Here is a 16886-nt window from a genome sequence, read left to right on the forward strand (position 1 = left end):
CTCTATCAGCGCTTTTACGCAAGATAGGCCGAGCAAAAAACGAGGCCGCCGGTAATTACGGGGTTTCTGGCGGAAGGGTACGTAACAGGACGGGTTAAATAGGTAACTTGTTAGCCCTCACTTTACCTCAAGTCCCCTCTAGGAATGCGTTTGGCTCTTACTGTACTGCTCCTGACCCTGCTAGCGGGCCAGCCCCTAATTGCCCAAACTGCGCCCCTCGCTCTGCCAGATTCCGTGCCCGCCGCAACACCGCACTCAGGGTTTGCTAGGTGGGTGAAGAAGCCCATAGTGTGGCAAACGGCCATTCCGGTTAGCCTGATAGGCCTAGGGTACATCAGCCGCAACGAGAACGTGTTGGATGAGCTCAAGGAAGAAGTGGGGGAGGAAACGCACGAGGCTTTTCCGCATTTCCATACCAGCCTCGATGACTACAGCCGGCACCTGCCCATTGTGGTGGCCTACGGCCTCTACGCCGGCGGAATGAAAGGCACCCGCGGAGTGATGCCCTTCACCATAATCTATGGCCTTTCACACGCGCTTAGCACCGGAGTAGTTAGCAACCTAAAAAGTCTCAGCCATACCAAGCGCCCCGATAACCCAGCGGATTTCAGCTCTTTTCCCTCGGCGCACACCGCCGAGGCATTCATGACGGCCACGCTACTATATGAGGAATTCGGGCGCACCCGGCCCTGGGTGGCGGTAGGTGGCTACACCGTGGCTACGGCCACCGGCGCCATGCGCATGCTCAATAACCGTCACTGGATTACCGATGTGCTAGCCGGAGCCAGCATAGGGGTGCTTTCTGCCGAAGCCGTATGGCACTTGTACCCAGTAGCGGCACATTGGCTGCCGGGGCATTTGGGGGAGAAACTGCTGCTAGTGCCTGCCTACATGCCCGGCGGTGGCATGGGTGTTTCGCTGGCGGTGCACACCCGTTAGGCCTCACTGCACTGCTTGGTAGCCCGCTCAGGCGCGTCTGCTGCGCTAGTTAAACCGCAAATATGGGCGCAGCTTTTCCACAGTAGCCTCATCAAGTATGCGAATCTGGCGCAGATCGGTGGGCTGGCGAAACGGGCCATGCTGCTGCCGGTAGGCCACTACCACGCGGGCCAGCCGTTTCCCAATGTAGGGGTGCGCCTGCAACACCTCAAACGGCTCCGTATTGATATTGATGGTAGCCGGAACGAAGCTTGCCCCCACGAAGGTGTATTTGCGCAAGCTGTCCACTAGGTCGGGGGCGTCGCGGAGGCTATAGATTTCGCCCAGTTGCTCTTCCTGCGCAAAACCGCCTAGCCGCTGCCGGTACTCTACTACTCGCCGCGCGTAGCCGCGCCCAATGCCCCTGATTTGCATGAGCTGCGTGGTATCCGCCAGGTTCAGGTCAAAAGCAGCTAGTCGTGTAGGCTTCCGAGCAAACCCTGGGGCCGTAGTACGGGCCGGAAAACGCGAGGCTAGGCCACCTTTGCCACTAGCGTATTGCTGGCTGTTGCGGGGCGGCAGCAGGTCAGGGAGCTGAATGTAAGGAGCAAGCCGGGCGTACGAGGAGTCGGCAAGGCCATACGTGCGCTTGATTTGCTCTTTGGCTTTGAAGCCACCCAATACGGTGCGGTAGTTTACCAGGCGGCGCGCCAGAAAGGCCGGTAGGCCACGGGCCTGCCAGTCAAGTTCCGTGAGCTGGTTAGGATCGAAGGGCGCCAGCGCAACCTGCGGTACGCTAGGCCGAGCGGGGTAGGCCCGGCGCGGATAGCGCGACGCGTACTGCCGGGGTTGCCGCTGCGCCGCCAGCTCGGCGGCCAGCGCATTGAGGCGTGCTTGGTCAGGCGCAGGGTTGTAGTGGGGTAGGGCTGGCCGCAGCAGTTCTGGGAGCCAAAGCAGCAGCACCATGAGTAGCACCAACACAATAAATCCAGACGTTTCGCGCCGAGAAAAGCCAAACTTCCGCCGTAGCGTTGCCTGAACGGACGTAAGAAAGGAGCGTTTACGGGCCCGACCAGAAGCGGGAGTAGGACGGGCAGTGCGCGGCTCGGCCATAGCGAATACAGAAATAAATCGAGTAGCAAATAGTAGCTAGGCCTGGCGCCAGTAGCCGTTCAATAACCTAGCTAATATATCACTAAAGCCAAGTTCAGCGACACTATGCAGTGTGATAAATGCGGCCGCTTATCATATGTAGTAGTCAGCATGCGTTACATGAGTGCCTGAACCACCCAAACTCCAAGCAGAACAGTGTTACCTAGGGGTAAATTATGCGTACCACTAGCCCCACCCGTTGGCTAAACCGCGGCTGCCGCGTATCATTACATCTGCAATTAGATTTACTTTTCCACTGCCATGCCTGCCACCACCCGCCGTACTACTGAGTTTCTGGATTCTCTGGCCGCCGACCTGCGCCAGGTGCGCGAAACAGTAGACCGGCGCTTCCGGCCCCTCACCGATGACCAGCTCAACCGCGGTCCGGGACCCGGCAAATGGAGCGTAGGCCAGTGCTTAGAGCACCTCAATATTGTGGGTGGGTTGTATCTGCCCGTCATCAGCAAAAAGATCAAGGCGGCGCAAGAGCGTGGCTCTAAACCCGCCGAAACAGTAGCGCACGGGTTTTTTGGCAAGAAGATGACGGATGCCATGCGGGTGCCGGCCACTGAGAAAGCCATGAAGTCGCCGCAGCAATATGCGCCCAGCGGGTTTCGTCTGCCTCGCACGGTGCTGGAAGTGTTCAGCCGCCAGCTTGATGAGCTAACGGGCCTGATTGAGCAAACTCGCGGCGTCAATGCCAACGCCATCCGAATTCCTAACCCCATCATTCCGCTGCTGCTGCCCCGCCTCACCGATGCGCTGGAACTGCTGGTGGTACACATGCAACGCCACATTGCCCAAGCCGAAGCCGTACTGGACGGTCAGGGCGTAAGCGCCGGCAAAGAGTAACTACCTGGCTAGCTAGGCCTGTTACAGAGGCTGTTGGCGTTAGTGGTGATGTAGCTCCTCGGGTGGGGGAGGCAGTTCTGCCGCCGCCCGGTGCAGCAGGGCCGTAGGCACGCGGGGGTAGTGGTGATGCACGTGGTGGAAGGCAAACGACGATACTACCGGCGTCCAGATTTGGGCCATAGCTGCCGCAACCCGCGCGGCTGGGTAGCGGGAGGCTACGTGGTGCGGAATGTACGAAGCCCAAATGGGCATGGTGGCACTCATCAGAAATGCCACGCCCCAGTACACCAAGCCCACCAGAGAACCAGTTAGAAGATATAATCCCACAAATGCTGCCAGCAGAAGCACTGTGAAAGCCGTTTCCAGTAGCTGAATGCGCCGCGTGTTGGGGGCAATGCGCAAGGACTCGCGGCGGAGCATAAGAATATGCCATGGCCCCTGCCACAGCACCCGCGAGAACTTCCAGGTGGCTGGCGCCCCTTCGGGGTCATCCTCGGTGAGGCAGCGGCCGTGGTGGCGCAGGTGAGTCACTTGCAGAGCGTGGCCACTTTTCAAAATCAATAGGCCGCTCAGCGTCAGAATACGCTCATTCACGGGCTTAGAGAGGCCTAGCGCATTGTGCATGGCATCGTGCATTTGCACAAAGGCTGCCAAACACACGGCTACTGCCACCGGCACAGCCAGCCACCACCAACCGGCCACCGCTAGGCCACTATACAGGGCCACCAGGGTCCAGGGGCGAGCCAGTTCTACGTACCGCTGGCCGGGCGTAAGCTGTAAATGGGCGGAAATGGCAGTAGACTTCATGGGTAAAGCAAGTGACCAAGTAACAGTGCTATAGATATTAGGAGGAAGCAATAGGGGCTACGCCGGTGGTTACTCGCGCCGCTCGTGGCGGCGGGGCAGTGCGTATTCAGGAATGGCCGTAGGAGCCACCGTTTCCCAGCGAGGCTGGAAGGAGCCGTGGTAGCCGAAGAGCTTGCCGAAAATCTTGTTGCTGACTTCTACCTGAATGCGGTAGCAGCCGGCCTCGTCATCGTACCACTCCTCTACCTCTGCCAAGCCCGAGAAGAGCATGGGAAACCGGAAATTCAGTAGGCCCTCATAGAAGCGTTGCTCCCCCGACCGTAGCTGTAGGCCACCGCGCGCCGTTACGGCCAGATCAATATCAACGGCCAAGTGCTGGTGCGTGCCGAGGTAATCGACAATACGGTTGCGCTGCTGGCTCCGAATCATAGTGGCATCGAAGCAGCGGGTGTGCTTGGGAAACTGAAAGCGACGAATCCAGGTCACGGTTTCGCGGCCCAGGGGATCCACGTAAGCATAGTTTTCAATGCGGAAGGGAATGTTCTGGCCTGCATCCGGAAACATGATATTGCGCAGCAGGCCTACCCGCAGAAACGGCTGGGTGTAAAATGGGCCGTGCCACACTCGCTCCATAGTGCCCTCCCCAATAAATGCGCGCTGGTGCCCGCTCGCAAACGCCAAGCGCTCCTGAATGCGGGGGTGAAGCTTCTGAAACTCGGGACCAAGCTGTTGCTGATAGATGGATTCCATAGATAAACCAGAATAGTGGGTTAGAGTGGAGGCCGACGCAGGCACCGGCTGGCGCTGGGCAGCTCGTCGGATAAGGTTAATAGGCCTACGGCGGCCATCGTCATCATGCACAAGTTCAGCGTGAGTGGATTGAACGGCGCCACAAATACGGCCGGCTGGCTGAACAGCGCACCAGCTCCTAACACTACCAGCCCCACCATATTCAGCCAATACACGGCCCGTAGGCCACCCCGCGGCAGCAGCCAGAACAGCAACCCAAACAGTATTTCGCCTACGCCCACGGCCGTGGCAATGCCCTGCGCTACCGTGGCGCTGAAGCCCGCCCCCTGCATAATGCGCAGCTCGCCGGTATCGGGGAAGAGCAGCTTAGGTACCACGCCCTGGTATATCCAACTCAGACCCAGCACCAGGCGCACCAGCCACTGCACCAGCGCCAGCCGCACCGAAGTAGCGGGCCGAATGCCTTTCTCCAGCCACAAGCGAAGGCAGTCAAAGCTCCAGGCCGTGGCCCACCCAATGAGGGGCCGGAAGGCTACCCGGTCGATGACGGTGCCGGGCAACCCAAAGCGAGTTTGGTAATCGTAGCCCGTGAGAAAGCGCAGGCCGTTCTCAGTGGGGATGTACTTCCAATAGCCCGCGCCCGTCCGGATCAAGGACAGCCACTCATCCGACCAGAACTTGAGCACCGAAGTTCGCTCGCCGTTTTTCTCCTTGGTGCCCACGCTTTCGCCCTTGCCCGCCACGCCCAGCCCGAAGCCAATGCGGGTAGCATAGAGGAACTGCTGGGGCTCGGCCTCAGTGGGGCGGGGGAGGTAGCGGATTTCGGTGAAGCGCAGGTCCCATTGCTCGTGCAACTCAGGCTGTTGGGTGTGCGCCCACAGCGCATCCATGGGGCAATTAATACGCGCTTCCACGTAGATAGGAGGATTTTTCACGGTAGTGCCTTGCCCAAGTAGTAATACCTAAGAAAGGTACTACTGCCGAGCCGAGCGGCCAAGCAAGTGCGGTTGATTTTCTAGCTGATTTTCAGGGTGAGGCAATGTTTTTTACCGACGTCGTTATGGAATTAAGCTGAACGAGGCATCTACTTTTTACCAACTTGTTCCGGTTATCCGTTACGTTCCTATGCGCGCCTTCCTGTTCAGCTTACTGCTCCTGCTCATGTTGTTCTCCAGCGGCTCTTCCCAAACTACTCCGGCCAGCGGCGGGGGGAGCAACCCGGCCACCTGGAAAAAGATTGATCAGCTTCTGGCTAATGACCAAACGACTTCCGCCGCTAAGCTGCTGGAGCCCCTGTACCAAGCCGCCCGCAAGCGGCAAGACACGCCGGAGTACCTGCGGGCACTCCTGTACAAGCTGCGCCTGCTCGATGCCAGAGAAGAAGATTCCAATGAAAAAGCCATTGCGCTGGTTGAAGCCGACCTGAAAACGGCCACGTTCCCGGCTAGGCCTATCCTGCACAGCCTGCTAGGCCAGCTCTATGCACAGTATTACCAGCAGCACCGGTATCAGTTGCATGATCGTACCCGCACTGCTACCAGCTCAGCCCCCGACTACAGCGCCACCGATATTCAAACCTGGGATGCTGCTCGCCTGGGTAGCGCCATTGTGCAGCACTATCAAGCTTCCCTTATGGAGGCTCCTCAACGCCAGCAACAGATGAAGCTGAGTGCGCTGGGCTATGCTGTGCGCGGTGGCGACGCTGAGGGCCGAGCACTCCGGCCGACGCTGTATGACCTGCTAGGCCACCGGGCCGTGGAAGCGTTGCGTAACGAGGAGTACTACGTGGCACGACCACTAGATCAGTTTGAACTCAATCGTGCGGCGTATTTCAGTCCTGCCGCTGAGTTCGCACGCCTTCCTCTGGAAGCTCCCCGGGCCGACTCCTTAAACGGACGGTTTTTCGCTCTGCAGGCCTTACAACAGCTCACCCAGTTTCGCCTAACAGACGCTAAAAATCAGGCTGCCCTCGCCGATTTAGAGCTTCAGCGGCTGCGGTTTGTGAAACAATATACTGTCCTAGTCACTGCCGATTCGCTTTACCGCCAAGCCTTATCTCGAGCGGCCGAAACATACGCTGCCCTACCCATCAGTACCAGCTTTATTTGGGAAGAGGCTGTGTCCTGGGAGTATAACCGGCCCGCCAAAGCCCTGGAGCTGGCCCTGCGGGCCGAAAAGCGTTTCCCCACCTCGCAAGGTGCGAAGCAAGCAGCCGCTCTCCGTCAGCGCATCGAAACCAAGGAGCTGAATTTTACCACCGAAGAAGTACTGCTGCCTAACCAGCCGTGGCTACTGCAACTGCGCGTGCGCAACATCACGAAGCTGTACGCCAAGGCCTATCGGATTCCGGTGGCCCAGGCGGTGCGGCAGTTAGAGCGTGGAGGCCTTACCGATGGCATTGCCGCCGATTTCCGGAAGCGTTACGCCCGCATATTGGCCACTGCTCCCGCTGCCAACTGGACATTGAACGTGCCCGGAGCGCAGGATTATAAGTCGCACATGGTGCAGCACGCGGGGCCTGCGCTGGCTCTAGGCCACTATGTAGTAGTTCTCAGCACCATGCCTGATGCTCCTGGCACCGAGCAAACGGGTGAAGCCACTTACTTCAACCACGTAAGCGTTAGTGAATTGAGTCACGTGCATCGCAGCAGCGCCACGAAGCAGCAAGAAGAAGTTCTCGTTCTCAACCGCCGTACTGGCCAGCCCGTTGTCGGGGTGCAGGTGGTGCCTTACTGGCAGTCCTTCAACGAAAAAAACAACATGACCGTAGGCAGGCCTGGGCCCGCCGTTACGACCGATGCGGGTGGCCTAGGCCAGGTAGCGTTGCCTGCCGATGAAAACAGTGCACTTCTGCGCCTGCTGCTCACCCGCGGGGCAGACTCCTTACTGGACCACACCAACCGGACGTATAACCCAGCGTCCAGCCGAATCAATTGGCAGACCATAAAAACCGGCACCTTCCTTTACACCGACCGGGCCATTTACCGGCCGGGCCAAACGGTGTATTTCAAAGGCATCGTGACGGAGAAGAAAGATGGCAAAGCGGTATTGCAGGCGGGTAAGCCCGTCTCCATTCGGTTGCTAGATGTTAACCGGAAGATTGTTGAAACCCTCACGTTCACAACGTCAGAATTCGGCTCATTTCATGGCTCATTTGTGCTGCCAACGGGCCTGCTGAATGGGCAAATGAGCTTACAAACGGATGCTGGCTCACTGTATTTCTCAGTCGAAGACTACAAGAGGCCCTCGTTTCAGGTGGTGCTTGAGCCCGTGGCGGGTACGCCAACGCTAGGCCAGCACGTGACTGTACACGGCACGGCTACCGCTTATGCGGGGCAGCCCGTAGATGGGGCTATAGTGCAGTTTCGGGTGCGCCGATTTTCCGTCCGTCCGTTACTGGGTAGTAATGGAGGCATTACGGATATGGAAGTCCTCAGTGGTACCACGCAAACCGATGCCGCGGGCAAGTTTACCATTACGTTTCTGGCTAAGGATGATGGTTCTAAAGCGGAGAAACGGCGGTTCGGACTACCCGAGAACTGCTATTTTATAGTTTACGCAGATGTAACTGATGCTGCCGGCGAAACACGTTCAGGAGAGCAGAATATCACGGTTGGAGAAACATTGCTTAGTGTGCAGCTGCAAATTCCAGTCCTTATAAACCGAGAGAAAGTAGAAGGAGTGAGCTTGGCGGTTACGAATGCCACCGGAACGCCGGTACCGTCCCGTGCCACCTTACGGCTCTATCGGTTGACGCCGCCAGCCCAAGCCACGCGCCCACGCCTCTGGGAACGGCCCGAGCGGGAAGGGCTACCCCAGGAAGAGTTTAAGCGGCAGTTTCCGCTTGATGCATACGGCCCCGAGGACGTAGACAGCACGTGGGCCCGAACGCTGGTAGCTACGCAAGAGTACAACACCGAAGCTGCTGACAAACAGAGTGGCCTAGCCGCCTTGCTGCAACAACAGCCGGGCCGTTACGTGCTGGAAGCCACCCTAGCCACTACCGGCGCCCAGCGGGAGAAAGCCGAGCGGTATTTCACTCTCTTTTCAGCCACCACGAAAGAGTTGCCGGTGCCCACCCCGCATTGGTTTGTGAGCTTGCAGGATAGCGTCGTGCCCGGCAAGGCGGCGCGCTTTCTGGTCGGCAGCTCTGCGCAGGCTAGCCAACTACTTTTTGAGGCTGAGGCCAAAGGGCAGTTACTCTACCGGGAGCGGGTGCAGGTACCCGCCGGCCAGCAGCGCATTATTGAGGTACCTACCACAGCCTCACTAGATGGTGCAGCGCTTACGGCGTACGTTACCCACGTGCAGGATAACCGCCTCTACACCAATCAGGCTTCAGTAAAAGTATCTCTGCCCCCAGCGCCTTTGCGCTTGAGCATTGCTACTTTCCGCGACAAGCTTCTACCTGGCCAGCGCGAAACTTGGCGTGTTACGGTGCACCAAGCCAATGGCAAGCCCGCCCAGGCCGAGCTGCTGGCCACGCTCTACGATGCGTCGCTGGATGCTTTTCAGGTGCATTCTTTTATGCCGCTTACTTTTCCTTGGAATCCCGGGACAACCCTTCTGGGGTGGCAAGGGGCATTCCGGTTAGAGGGCGCTCAGGAAATCTGGATGCGGCGGCCTCGTTTCGCGGTCACTACTGACAGAGAATACCCTCATCTGAATATGTGGGGCTACAAAGGAGAAGACCTGTTACCCGGCCAGCAGCCAATGTATAAGGCTGTGGAGGAGATAGTGGAAACAAAGCCCTACACCAACACTCGCGTAACGCTGCGCGGTACCCGTAGCATCACCGGCAGTGTAGCCGCCGCGCCTGCCCCAATGATGGCTGATGCCCAGCAACTAAATGAAACTGTAGGAACTGGGGCGGCGGCTGCCGCACCGGCCCGACCCGACCTCTCCGGAGTTCAGGCCCGCACCGACTTCCGCGAAACCGCTTTCTGGATGCCCGCACTGCGCACCGACGCCCGCGGCGAAATGGTGCTGGAGTTCCAGATGCCTGAAGCCGTAACGCGCTGGCAACTGCTGACCCTGGCTCACGACCAACAGCTGCACAGTGGTATGCTAGCCCGCACGCTGGTCACGCAGAAGCAACTGCAGGTAACTACCAACGCGCCTCGCTTCTTCCGTGAAGGCGACCAACTGCGCTTCACCGCTAAGCTCAGCAACCTCACTGCGCAGCCCCTGAGCGGCACGGCCCAGCTGTTCCTGCTAGATGCCCGCACCCAGCAGCCCCTTGAAGGGCAGTTGCTTAAAAGCGCCAATCAGGTTGCCTTTGAGCTGAAAGCCAACCAGAGCACTGGCCTAGGCTGGGAGCTAAGCATTCCGGAAATTGCCCTAGGCCAGGTGCCGCTCGAAGCCGTCACGTACCGGGTAGTAGCGCAGGCCTCTACGCTCCCCGCGAGTACAGCGCCAACCTCCGGGAAAGAAAAGCGCCAACAGCGTCGTCAGAACAAGCATACGAACGGCAGCTCACAGCTCACTACTGTATCTGATGGCGAGGAAAACACACTGCCAGTATTGCCCAACCGCGTCCTGATTACGGAAAGCTTGCCGCTGCCTATTGTTGGGCCGGCCACGCGGGAGTTTGAGCTGAAGAAGTTAATAAGCACGCCTTCAGCCACGCGCCGCAACTATTCTCTCACACTAGAAATGACTCAGAACCCGGCCTGGTATGCTGTGCAGGCCCTGCCTTACCTCACCGAATACCCCTATGAGTGTTCCGAGCAGGTGTTCAGTCGCCTCTACGCCAACCTGCTGGCCGCCAAAATTCTGCAGAGTAACCCACGTTTCAAAACCATGTTGGCCGAGTGGAACCGCGCCGCTCAGGCCGGCGACAAGGTGGCCCTCACCAGTAAGCTAGAGCAGAACCAAGAGCTCAAGAGCCTGCTTCTGCAGGAAACGCCTTGGGTACGCGAGGCCCAAACAGATACCGAGCGCATGCGCCGCCTCGTCACGCTGTTCGATGAGCCCCGGCTGCAGTCTGAAACGGCCCGCGACCTGACCAAGCTGGCCAAAATGCAGCAGCCCAACGGTGCCTTCCCCTGGTTTGAGCGTATGCCCGAAGACCGGTATATCACCCAGCTTATTGTGGCGGGTTTCGGCAAACTGAACAAGCTGGGGGCATTTAACCCTAACAGCAATAGTGAGGCGCGCGAGATTCTGCGCAGGGCCCTCCTTTACCTCGACGGGCAATTGGAGCGCGACTATACCGTGCTACGCAAGCAGTCCAATGGTAATGGAAAGCAGAACAACGTATCAGTCTTGCAGGTCCAGGCGCTGTATGCCCGCAGTTTCTGGCTAGAGCAGCCCGTTTCTAAAGCGGCTCAGTCGGCTCTAACGTATTACCAACAGCAAGTAGCTGCTCACTGGCAAGGGCAAACGCGCTATCTACAGGCTCAAATTGCGCTAGGCCTGCACCGCTATAAAGTGCAGCCGGCGACGGTGCGCAACATCATGCTGGCGCTTACTGAAAATGCCTTGCACTCTGCGGAGCTGGGCATGTACTGGAAAGAGGTGCGCGGCGGTTACTACTGGCAGGATGCCCCCACCGAAACCCAGGCTACCCTCATAGAGACCTACGACGAAGTGCAGAACGACCAGAAATCGGTGGACGAGATGAAGCTGTGGCTGCTGAAGCAAAAGCAAACCCAAAACTGGGAATGCACCCGGGCTACTGCCGATGCCTGCTATGCCTTGCTGTTGCGCGGCTCCGACTGGCTTCAGCCTACGCAACCCATAACGGTGACGGTAGGAGGGAAGGCCGTAGTGCCTACCTCTCAGCAAGCGGGCACTGGCTATTTCAAAACCAACTGGCTCGCTACGGAAATAACGCCTGATCAAGGCCGTGTGACGGTAACCAAGCCCGACGCCGGAGTGGCCTGGGGCGCGCTATATTGGCAGTATTTCGAGCAGATTGATAAAGTGACGCCTGCTACCACCTCTTTGGCCTTAGAGCGCCAGCTCTACCGCGAGCAGCGCACTACTGGTGGCCCCGTGCTGGAGCCTATTACGCCCGCTACGCCCCTGCGCGTGGGCGACGTGCTGGTGGTGCGCCTCGTGTTGCGCTCCGACCGCGCGCTGGAATATGTGCACCTCAAAGACCAGCGCGCCGCTGGCCTTGAGCTTATCGGCCAAACCTCGGGCTACCGCTACCAGGGTGGCCTAGGCTACTACGAGAGCCCCCGCGACGCGGCCACCAACTTCTTTATGAGCTACTTCCCCAAGGGCACGCACACCTTCGAGTATCGGCTGCGGGCTGCTCAAAGTGGCAATTTCAGCGGTGGCCTCTCGCAACTGCAATGCTTATACGCCCCTGAGTTTTCGGCTCACTCTGCTGGCACGAGGCTGCAGATTGCCCCGCAGCCATAGGCTAGGCCTGTTCAGAAATAACGCGACCGGCTGCGGGAGTCACAGGCCCGTAGCCGGTTTCACTGTGTAAAGCATTAGTTGGCTTTTCTCCAGACGAACCGGCCTATTTCATGGATGAGGCAGGCTTTGAGAGCATTAGGATTAAAGAGGGGTTGAGTCTAAAAGTTATGGGCCGTACCTTTGCAGCCTTTCTCTTTCAGAATGATGATGCGTAAGCTATATGTGTTGATGGCCGGGTTGCTGCTGGGAAGCGCGCCGGTGCTGGCCCAGGGCGACAAACAACCTTCGGCTTCGGCTACTGTTACCCCTACGGCACTGCCTGGAGAAGAAAAACTTTCGGCTCAGGAGCGAGCCGAGCGGGACTTCTTAATGCCCGTTCGGCGGAAGCAAGCGGCGGCTCTGCGCGCCACCGTACGCGAAGAATCGGTCAACCAGCCGGCTGTAGAAGCTACTGCCCGGGCCTTGGAAACAGAAGGTTCACCAAAGTCAGAGGAGGCCGAAGCCAAACCTACCTATCACCGCGCTACCTCATCAGCGCACCGCAGCCGCTCCAGCCATAGTAGCCACCGGAGTAGCTCTTCGCATCGTAGCAGCAGTACTAAGCACAGGCCTAGTACTACCAAGAAGAAAACGACCAGCAGCAAAAAATCGTCAAGCACACGAAAGAGCACGCATCGTCGGCGCTAAAAGTGCTTACCCGCTAAAAGCCACGAAGCCCGCCTTAATTGTAAGGTGGGCTTCGTGGCTTTTAGCGGGTAAGGTCAAGACCCAGCAACGCTGGGTAAGTATCCATTAAGTTGATGAGCTCTAGGCCTGTTGAGGCATCAAGCGCAGTACCAAGCCATCTAACCGCGGCGTAACGCGTACCTGGCACGAAAGGCGGCTGCCTTGGCTCATGACTGGTAGGCTCTCCAGCATGTACAGCTCCTCATCGGAGGGCTCATCCAGCGCCGGGCCGGCCAGTACCTCAATATGGCAGGTGCCACACAGGGCCATACCACCGCAGGTAGCCTGAATATCATAACCCGAAGCTTTCAGAACTTCCATCAGGCTCAGGCCCATGTCGGTGGGCGCCACTACCTCGCGCCGGTGCCCCGGCGACTCCTCTACGTATACGCGTACTTCGTCAGTCATATATGGTCAGTTAGCAGTTGCCGGTTGTCAGTTGCCGGTTGGTACTGCGTGTACTGGCAACCGACAACTGATAACTGGCAGCTAAATTATAAGGTAGGAACCCCGTTTACGGTCGTGTACTTGAGCACGTATTTCTTGTCGGGGTTGATGTATTTAAATGCGCCTTGGCACATCAAAGCCGCCTCGTGGAAGCCACAAAGAATGAGCTTAAGCTTGCCGGGATAGGTGTTGATGTCACCGATGGCATAAATGCCGGGCTCGGAGGTTGAGTAGTCCACCGTGTTCACCTTCACGGCGTCATCCTCCAGTTCCAGGCCCCACTCGCCGATAGGGCCAAGCTTAGGCGTGAGGCCGAACAGCGGAATAAAGCTATCCACATGCAGGGTTTCGGCATCGCCGCTGTTAGGCGTGATGGTAACGGCTTCTAACTGCTCGGGGCCGTGCACGTGCGTTACGTTGGAAGAAAGTACTAGGCGTACTTTACCGGCGTCGTGCAGGTTCTTCACTTTCTCCGCCGAGTCGGCAGCACCCCGGAACGTAGTGCCGCGGTGTACCAGCGTTACTTCCTTAGCCACATCGGCCAGGAAGATGGTCCAGTCAAGGGCTGAGTCGCCGCCGCCTGCAATAACCAGGCGCTTGTCGCGGAACGTCTCGGGGTCGCGCACCATGTAGTACACGCCTTTGCCGCCTTCGTAATTCTCCAGGTTTTCGATGGCGGGCTTGCGAGGCTCGAACGAGCCTAGGCCACCAGCAATAGCAATGGCTTTGCACAGAATTTCAGTGCCATCGGAAGTGAACAGCTGGAAGGAGCCATCTTCGAGCTTGGCAAAACGCTCTACCCGTTCCCCCAGCGTAAACGTCGGGTGGAAGGGCTCAATCTGACGCATGAGGTTGCTTACCAAGTCGCCGGCTAGCACTTCCGGGAACCCCGGGATATCATAAATGGGCTTCTTGGGATATATCTCGGAGAGCTGGCCACCCACCTGGGGCAGTGCATCTACCACGTGGCAGCGCAGTTTCAGCAATCCGGCTTCGAATACGGCGAACAGCCCCACCGGGCCGGCCCCGATAATACAGATATCGGTGGAAATGGAATTCATCAGCAAAAAGTGAAAACAAACAAACGGCCCATGGCCATGCATATAACAGCTAGCCAGCCAAAAACGTTGGGCTTGCGCGTAAGTGCGGGTGCAAAGATAGGCACGGCCGCGTCAGCGCCACAGCTTTCCCATACATCTGCGCTGCAATGCTTATATAACACAAAAAAGCCCCTCCGGATAGAGGGGCTTTTTGGGCAGGTGGCCTAGCGCTACCACGGGCTTATGCCTGTTTCCGGGGCATTGTCGTCGCTGAAAAACTGGCTAGTGGGGCCATCGGGACCTAGCATGGCGGCCTTTACTAAACGGGCGGCAGCATCCTGCACGCTGCCGGGGCCGCTATGATGATTAAAGTCGGTGGCTGTATAACCGGGGTCTACGGCATTCACCTTGAAGTTTGTGTCGCGCAGCTCGTAGGCTACCATTACGGTGTAGGCGTTTAGCGCCGTTTTGGATGGCATATACGCTGCGCCCTTCACGGCGTAATATTTCCAGGAGGGGTCGTTGTGCAGCGTAAGCGAGCCAAGCCCGGAGGTTACGTTAACTATCCGGGGCGCCGCCGAGGGCCGCATCAGGTCAATGAAAGCTTGCGTTACCTCAATCACCCCGAACACGTTGGTGTCAAACACCTCCTTGATCATGTCGATGCTGCTTGTTAGAGCCGGTTGCGACATGCCCCCGAGAATGCCCGCATTGTTAATGAGCACATCTAGCACTTGGATCTTCTGGCCTAGCGCCTGCCGGGCAGCAGCTATAGAGGCACTGTTGGCTACGTCAATCTCGAGAGGCTCAACCTGCGAGAGGCCCTCCGACTTGAGCTGGTCTACGGCTTGTTGACCTTTTTGCAGGTCGCGGCTTCCTAAGAATACGTAGTAGCCGTGCTGTAATAGTTGGCGTGCGGCTTCAAAACCAATGCTCCGGTTGGCGCCGGTAATAAGTACGGTCTGCATCTTTAAGGCTTTACATGTTCGATAGAACAAAGCTACCGGGAGCATCACAGGCTGCTAACACACATTTTGCGGTGTTACTGGTACATTTTACGGATGGTAGTGCGATACTCAGCAGGGGTATGGCCTGTTTCGCGCTTGAAGAAGCGGTTGAAGTAAGACGCCTCCGCAAACCCGAGGTCGAAAGCAATTTCCTTTACTGACTGTTGCGTGTAAAACAACATGCGCCGGGCTTCCAGCACCAAACGAGCATGGATGTGCTTAATAGCTGGCTGACCGCTCTGGGTCTTTACTACCTCACTCAAGTGCCCCGCCGAAATATGGAGCAGCGCCGCATACTGGCCTACCTCGTGCATTTCACGGAAGCCCTCCTCAATCTTCGCCTGATAGGCCTTCAATAGCAGCTTGTCGGCTGCTGTTTCGGCGCCGTTAAACTGCTCGGTATATAACCGGCTTAAGTGCGTAAGGAGTACCGTTAAATAGCCAGTCAGCATCCGGTGCTGCCACTCGCCGGGGCGGTAGTATTCGGTGTGCAGCTTGATAAGCATTTCCTCCACAAAGGCTGCATCTGCTTCCGTAAGCAGTAGTTCATGCCTGTTTTGGGGATTCTGAATGAGGGGCAGATCCTGCAAGGAGGCGTTTTGCTCAAGTCCCAAAAACTCATCTGTAAGGGTCAGGAAGGTACCCCAGAAGGGAGTAGGAGCTTCCTTTACCAGTATTTGGTGAGGTGCCGTAAAGTACAGCGCATTATCGCGTCGCTCATAAGGCGTCATATCTACCCAGTGCCGACCAGGGTTGTGCTTTACAAATACCAGTAAGTGGTAGGCCTTGCGGTGCGGTATCAGCAGATCTTCTTCATACACCAATGCCCCTTCCGAGCGAACTATGGTAAAAGGTTTGTTGCCGGCTTCCGGATTGCGCTCGGAAGTATAGACCGGTATGGACTGCTTGCTGCTAAGCGTATACATAGTCAAAACTACTGTTTTCTAAAGCTGCATATCGCCAAGCATAATAGATGGCCCTAGCTCATATTACTTCAAGACCTAGTAGCGGCTACCCTGGTTGTCACTAATGAGCGCAGCACTCTCAACTAACGGTAAAAAACACAAGCGCTACTCAGAATGCTCTGAGTAGCGCTTAAGCGGTCAGTATACTTACTATGCCTTTAAGAAGCTATTGGGGTGCCGTAGCCCAACAAAAAATCTTCGGCGGCAGCCACGTCCGTAAACTGACGTGTAGGCAGTGAGGACAATTTGTTTAAAATGCGGCTCACCGGCATGCGCGTAGGCCCCGATGGATATACTTCAGCCATCATAACAACTCCGGCAGTCTGCATAAGCTCATAGCTGCGCAGAAAGGTTGGCAGCAGATCTAAATTCGGCCCCAGCGTACGGCGTACATCACTCAGTACGGTAAAGCCGGGCTGTAGCTGCTCCAAGGCCCGCTGCCAATCTTCTAAGTAGTAAGGAAGATGCCTAGCAAAAGTCATCTCCTCCAACTGCTCATAGAGCAGCATGTTGAGGTGCGTATCTAGGTAGATACGGTATTCTGGGCGGTAAGCAATCAAATGCATGAGGTGTGTTACGTAGAGCAGAGCAGTACCCCGTAACACATCTGTAAGGAAATAAATCCCAGTTTAAGAAAACATGTGTAGCAACATCATATAGTGTCAGCTTACGCAACGTCTTCTGGTTTGGGTATATCCGATAAGCAACAAAAAAGGCTCTCAGCAAGTGCTGAGAGCCTTTTCGTGGTCGTGTAAGGAGTCGAACCTTAAACCTTCTGATTCGTAGTCAGATGCTCTATCCAATTGAGCTACACAACCAATTTTACCATTTCGCAGAGCGTTTCTCCG

At 57.1% G+C, this 16886-nt stretch carries 13 protein-coding genes and 1 tRNA gene; 4 read left to right on the forward strand and 10 right to left on the reverse strand.

The features are described 5' to 3' along the window. The first annotated feature begins 144 nt into the window (after positions 1-144). Positions 145-939, forward strand: coding sequence for a phosphatase PAP2 family protein (locus EU556_RS05050; RefSeq protein ID WP_135431642.1), 795 nt, complete (start codon positions 145-147; stop codon positions 937-939). Positions 940-984: 45 nt separating this feature from the next. Here EU556_RS05050 and EU556_RS05055 read toward each other — a convergent pair whose 3' ends face one another. After that, on the reverse strand, positions 985-2031 hold the full coding sequence (locus EU556_RS05055) for a ComEA family DNA-binding protein (RefSeq protein ID WP_135431644.1): 1047 nt from the start codon (positions 2029-2031) through the stop codon (positions 985-987). A gap of 300 nt (positions 2032-2331) precedes the next feature. Between EU556_RS05055 and EU556_RS05060 the strand changes: the two genes are divergently transcribed. After that, complete coding sequence (locus EU556_RS05060; protein WP_135431646.1) at positions 2332-2922, forward strand: DinB family protein; 591 nt, start codon at positions 2332-2334, stop codon at positions 2920-2922. Between the two features lie 39 nt (positions 2923-2961). Here EU556_RS05060 and EU556_RS05065 read toward each other — a convergent pair whose 3' ends face one another. From EU556_RS05065 to EU556_RS05075, 3 genes are all read right to left on the reverse strand, one after another. Beyond that, positions 2962-3729 carry a fatty acid desaturase family protein gene (locus tag EU556_RS05065; protein WP_135431648.1) on the reverse strand — a complete coding sequence of 256 codons (768 nt, stop codon included), beginning with the start codon at positions 3727-3729 and terminating at the stop codon, positions 2962-2964. 69 nt (positions 3730-3798) lie between these two features. Further along, positions 3799-4479, reverse strand: coding sequence for a DUF4166 domain-containing protein (locus EU556_RS05070; protein WP_135431650.1), 681 nt, complete (start codon positions 4477-4479; stop codon positions 3799-3801). Positions 4480-4499: 20 nt separating this feature from the next. Then, positions 4500-5414 (reverse strand): DoxX-like family protein, encoded by a 915-nt coding sequence (locus EU556_RS05075; RefSeq protein WP_135431652.1) that lies wholly within the window; start codon positions 5412-5414, stop codon positions 4500-4502. Between the two features lie 190 nt (positions 5415-5604). On the opposite strand from EU556_RS05075, the gene EU556_RS05080 reads away from it, so the two are divergent. Both EU556_RS05080 and EU556_RS05085 read left to right on the forward strand, forming a co-directional pair. After that, positions 5605-11853, forward strand: coding sequence for an alpha-2-macroglobulin family protein (locus EU556_RS05080; RefSeq protein WP_135431654.1), 6249 nt, complete (start codon positions 5605-5607; stop codon positions 11851-11853). A 201-nt stretch (positions 11854-12054) separates the two neighbouring features. Then, positions 12055-12540, forward strand: a complete 486-nt coding sequence (locus EU556_RS05085; RefSeq protein WP_135431656.1) for a hypothetical protein — start codon at positions 12055-12057, stop codon at positions 12538-12540. Between the two features lie 120 nt (positions 12541-12660). Here EU556_RS05085 and EU556_RS05090 read toward each other — a convergent pair whose 3' ends face one another. From EU556_RS05090 to EU556_RS05115, 6 genes are all read right to left on the reverse strand, one after another. Continuing rightward, positions 12661-12987, reverse strand: coding sequence for a 2Fe-2S iron-sulfur cluster-binding protein (locus tag EU556_RS05090; RefSeq protein ID WP_135431658.1), 327 nt, complete (start codon positions 12985-12987; stop codon positions 12661-12663). An 86-nt stretch (positions 12988-13073) separates the two neighbouring features. Beyond that, positions 13074-14087: an NAD(P)/FAD-dependent oxidoreductase gene (locus EU556_RS05095; protein WP_135431660.1), complete on the reverse strand. Its 1014-nt coding sequence runs from the start codon at positions 14085-14087 to the stop codon at positions 13074-13076. A gap of 209 nt (positions 14088-14296) precedes the next feature. After that, a complete protein-coding gene (locus tag EU556_RS05100; RefSeq protein WP_135431662.1) occupies positions 14297-15034 on the reverse strand; it encodes an SDR family oxidoreductase in 738 nt (245 codons plus the stop codon). Between the two features lie 74 nt (positions 15035-15108). Next, complete coding sequence (locus EU556_RS05105; RefSeq protein WP_135431664.1) at positions 15109-15999, reverse strand: AraC family transcriptional regulator; 891 nt, start codon at positions 15997-15999, stop codon at positions 15109-15111. Between the two features lie 197 nt (positions 16000-16196). Next, entirely contained in the window at positions 16197-16604 is a 408-nt protein-coding gene (locus EU556_RS05110) for a hypothetical protein (RefSeq protein ID WP_135431666.1), read from the reverse strand. A 178-nt stretch (positions 16605-16782) separates the two neighbouring features. Continuing rightward, positions 16783-16856 (reverse strand) — tRNA-Arg (locus tag EU556_RS05115). Positions 16857-16886 lie beyond the last annotated feature (30 nt).

Source organism: Hymenobacter fodinae, assembly GCF_004745825.1.
GTDB lineage: Bacteria > Bacteroidota > Bacteroidia > Cytophagales > Hymenobacteraceae > Hymenobacter > Hymenobacter fodinae.

What these genes read in the sequence shown, in the direction of transcription:
- EU556_RS05050 (WP_135431642.1), top strand. Translation starts at nt 145, where the DNA reads ATGCGTTTGGCTCTTACTGTACTGCTCCTGACCCTGCTAGCGGGCCAG.
- EU556_RS05055 (WP_135431644.1), bottom strand. Translation starts at nt 2,031, where the DNA reads ATGGCCGAGCCGCGCACTGCCCGTCCTACTCCCGCTTCTGGTCGGGCC.
- EU556_RS05060 (WP_135431646.1), top strand. Translation starts at nt 2,332, where the DNA reads ATGCCTGCCACCACCCGCCGTACTACTGAGTTTCTGGATTCTCTGGCC.
- EU556_RS05065 (WP_135431648.1), bottom strand. Translation starts at nt 3,729, where the DNA reads ATGAAGTCTACTGCCATTTCCGCCCATTTACAGCTTACGCCCGGCCAG.
- EU556_RS05070 (WP_135431650.1), bottom strand. Translation starts at nt 4,479, where the DNA reads ATGGAATCCATCTATCAGCAACAGCTTGGTCCCGAGTTTCAGAAGCTT.
- EU556_RS05080 (WP_135431654.1), top strand. Translation starts at nt 5,605, where the DNA reads ATGCGCGCCTTCCTGTTCAGCTTACTGCTCCTGCTCATGTTGTTCTCC.
- EU556_RS05085 (WP_135431656.1), top strand. Translation starts at nt 12,055, where the DNA reads ATGATGATGCGTAAGCTATATGTGTTGATGGCCGGGTTGCTGCTGGGA.
- EU556_RS05090 (WP_135431658.1), bottom strand. Translation starts at nt 12,987, where the DNA reads ATGACTGACGAAGTACGCGTATACGTAGAGGAGTCGCCGGGGCACCGG.
- EU556_RS05095 (WP_135431660.1), bottom strand. Translation starts at nt 14,087, where the DNA reads ATGAATTCCATTTCCACCGATATCTGTATTATCGGGGCCGGCCCGGTG.
- EU556_RS05100 (WP_135431662.1), bottom strand. Translation starts at nt 15,034, where the DNA reads ATGCAGACCGTACTTATTACCGGCGCCAACCGGAGCATTGGTTTTGAA.
- EU556_RS05105 (WP_135431664.1), bottom strand. Translation starts at nt 15,999, where the DNA reads ATGTATACGCTTAGCAGCAAGCAGTCCATACCGGTCTATACTTCCGAG.
- EU556_RS05110 (WP_135431666.1), bottom strand. Translation starts at nt 16,604, where the DNA reads ATGCATTTGATTGCTTACCGCCCAGAATACCGTATCTACCTAGATACG.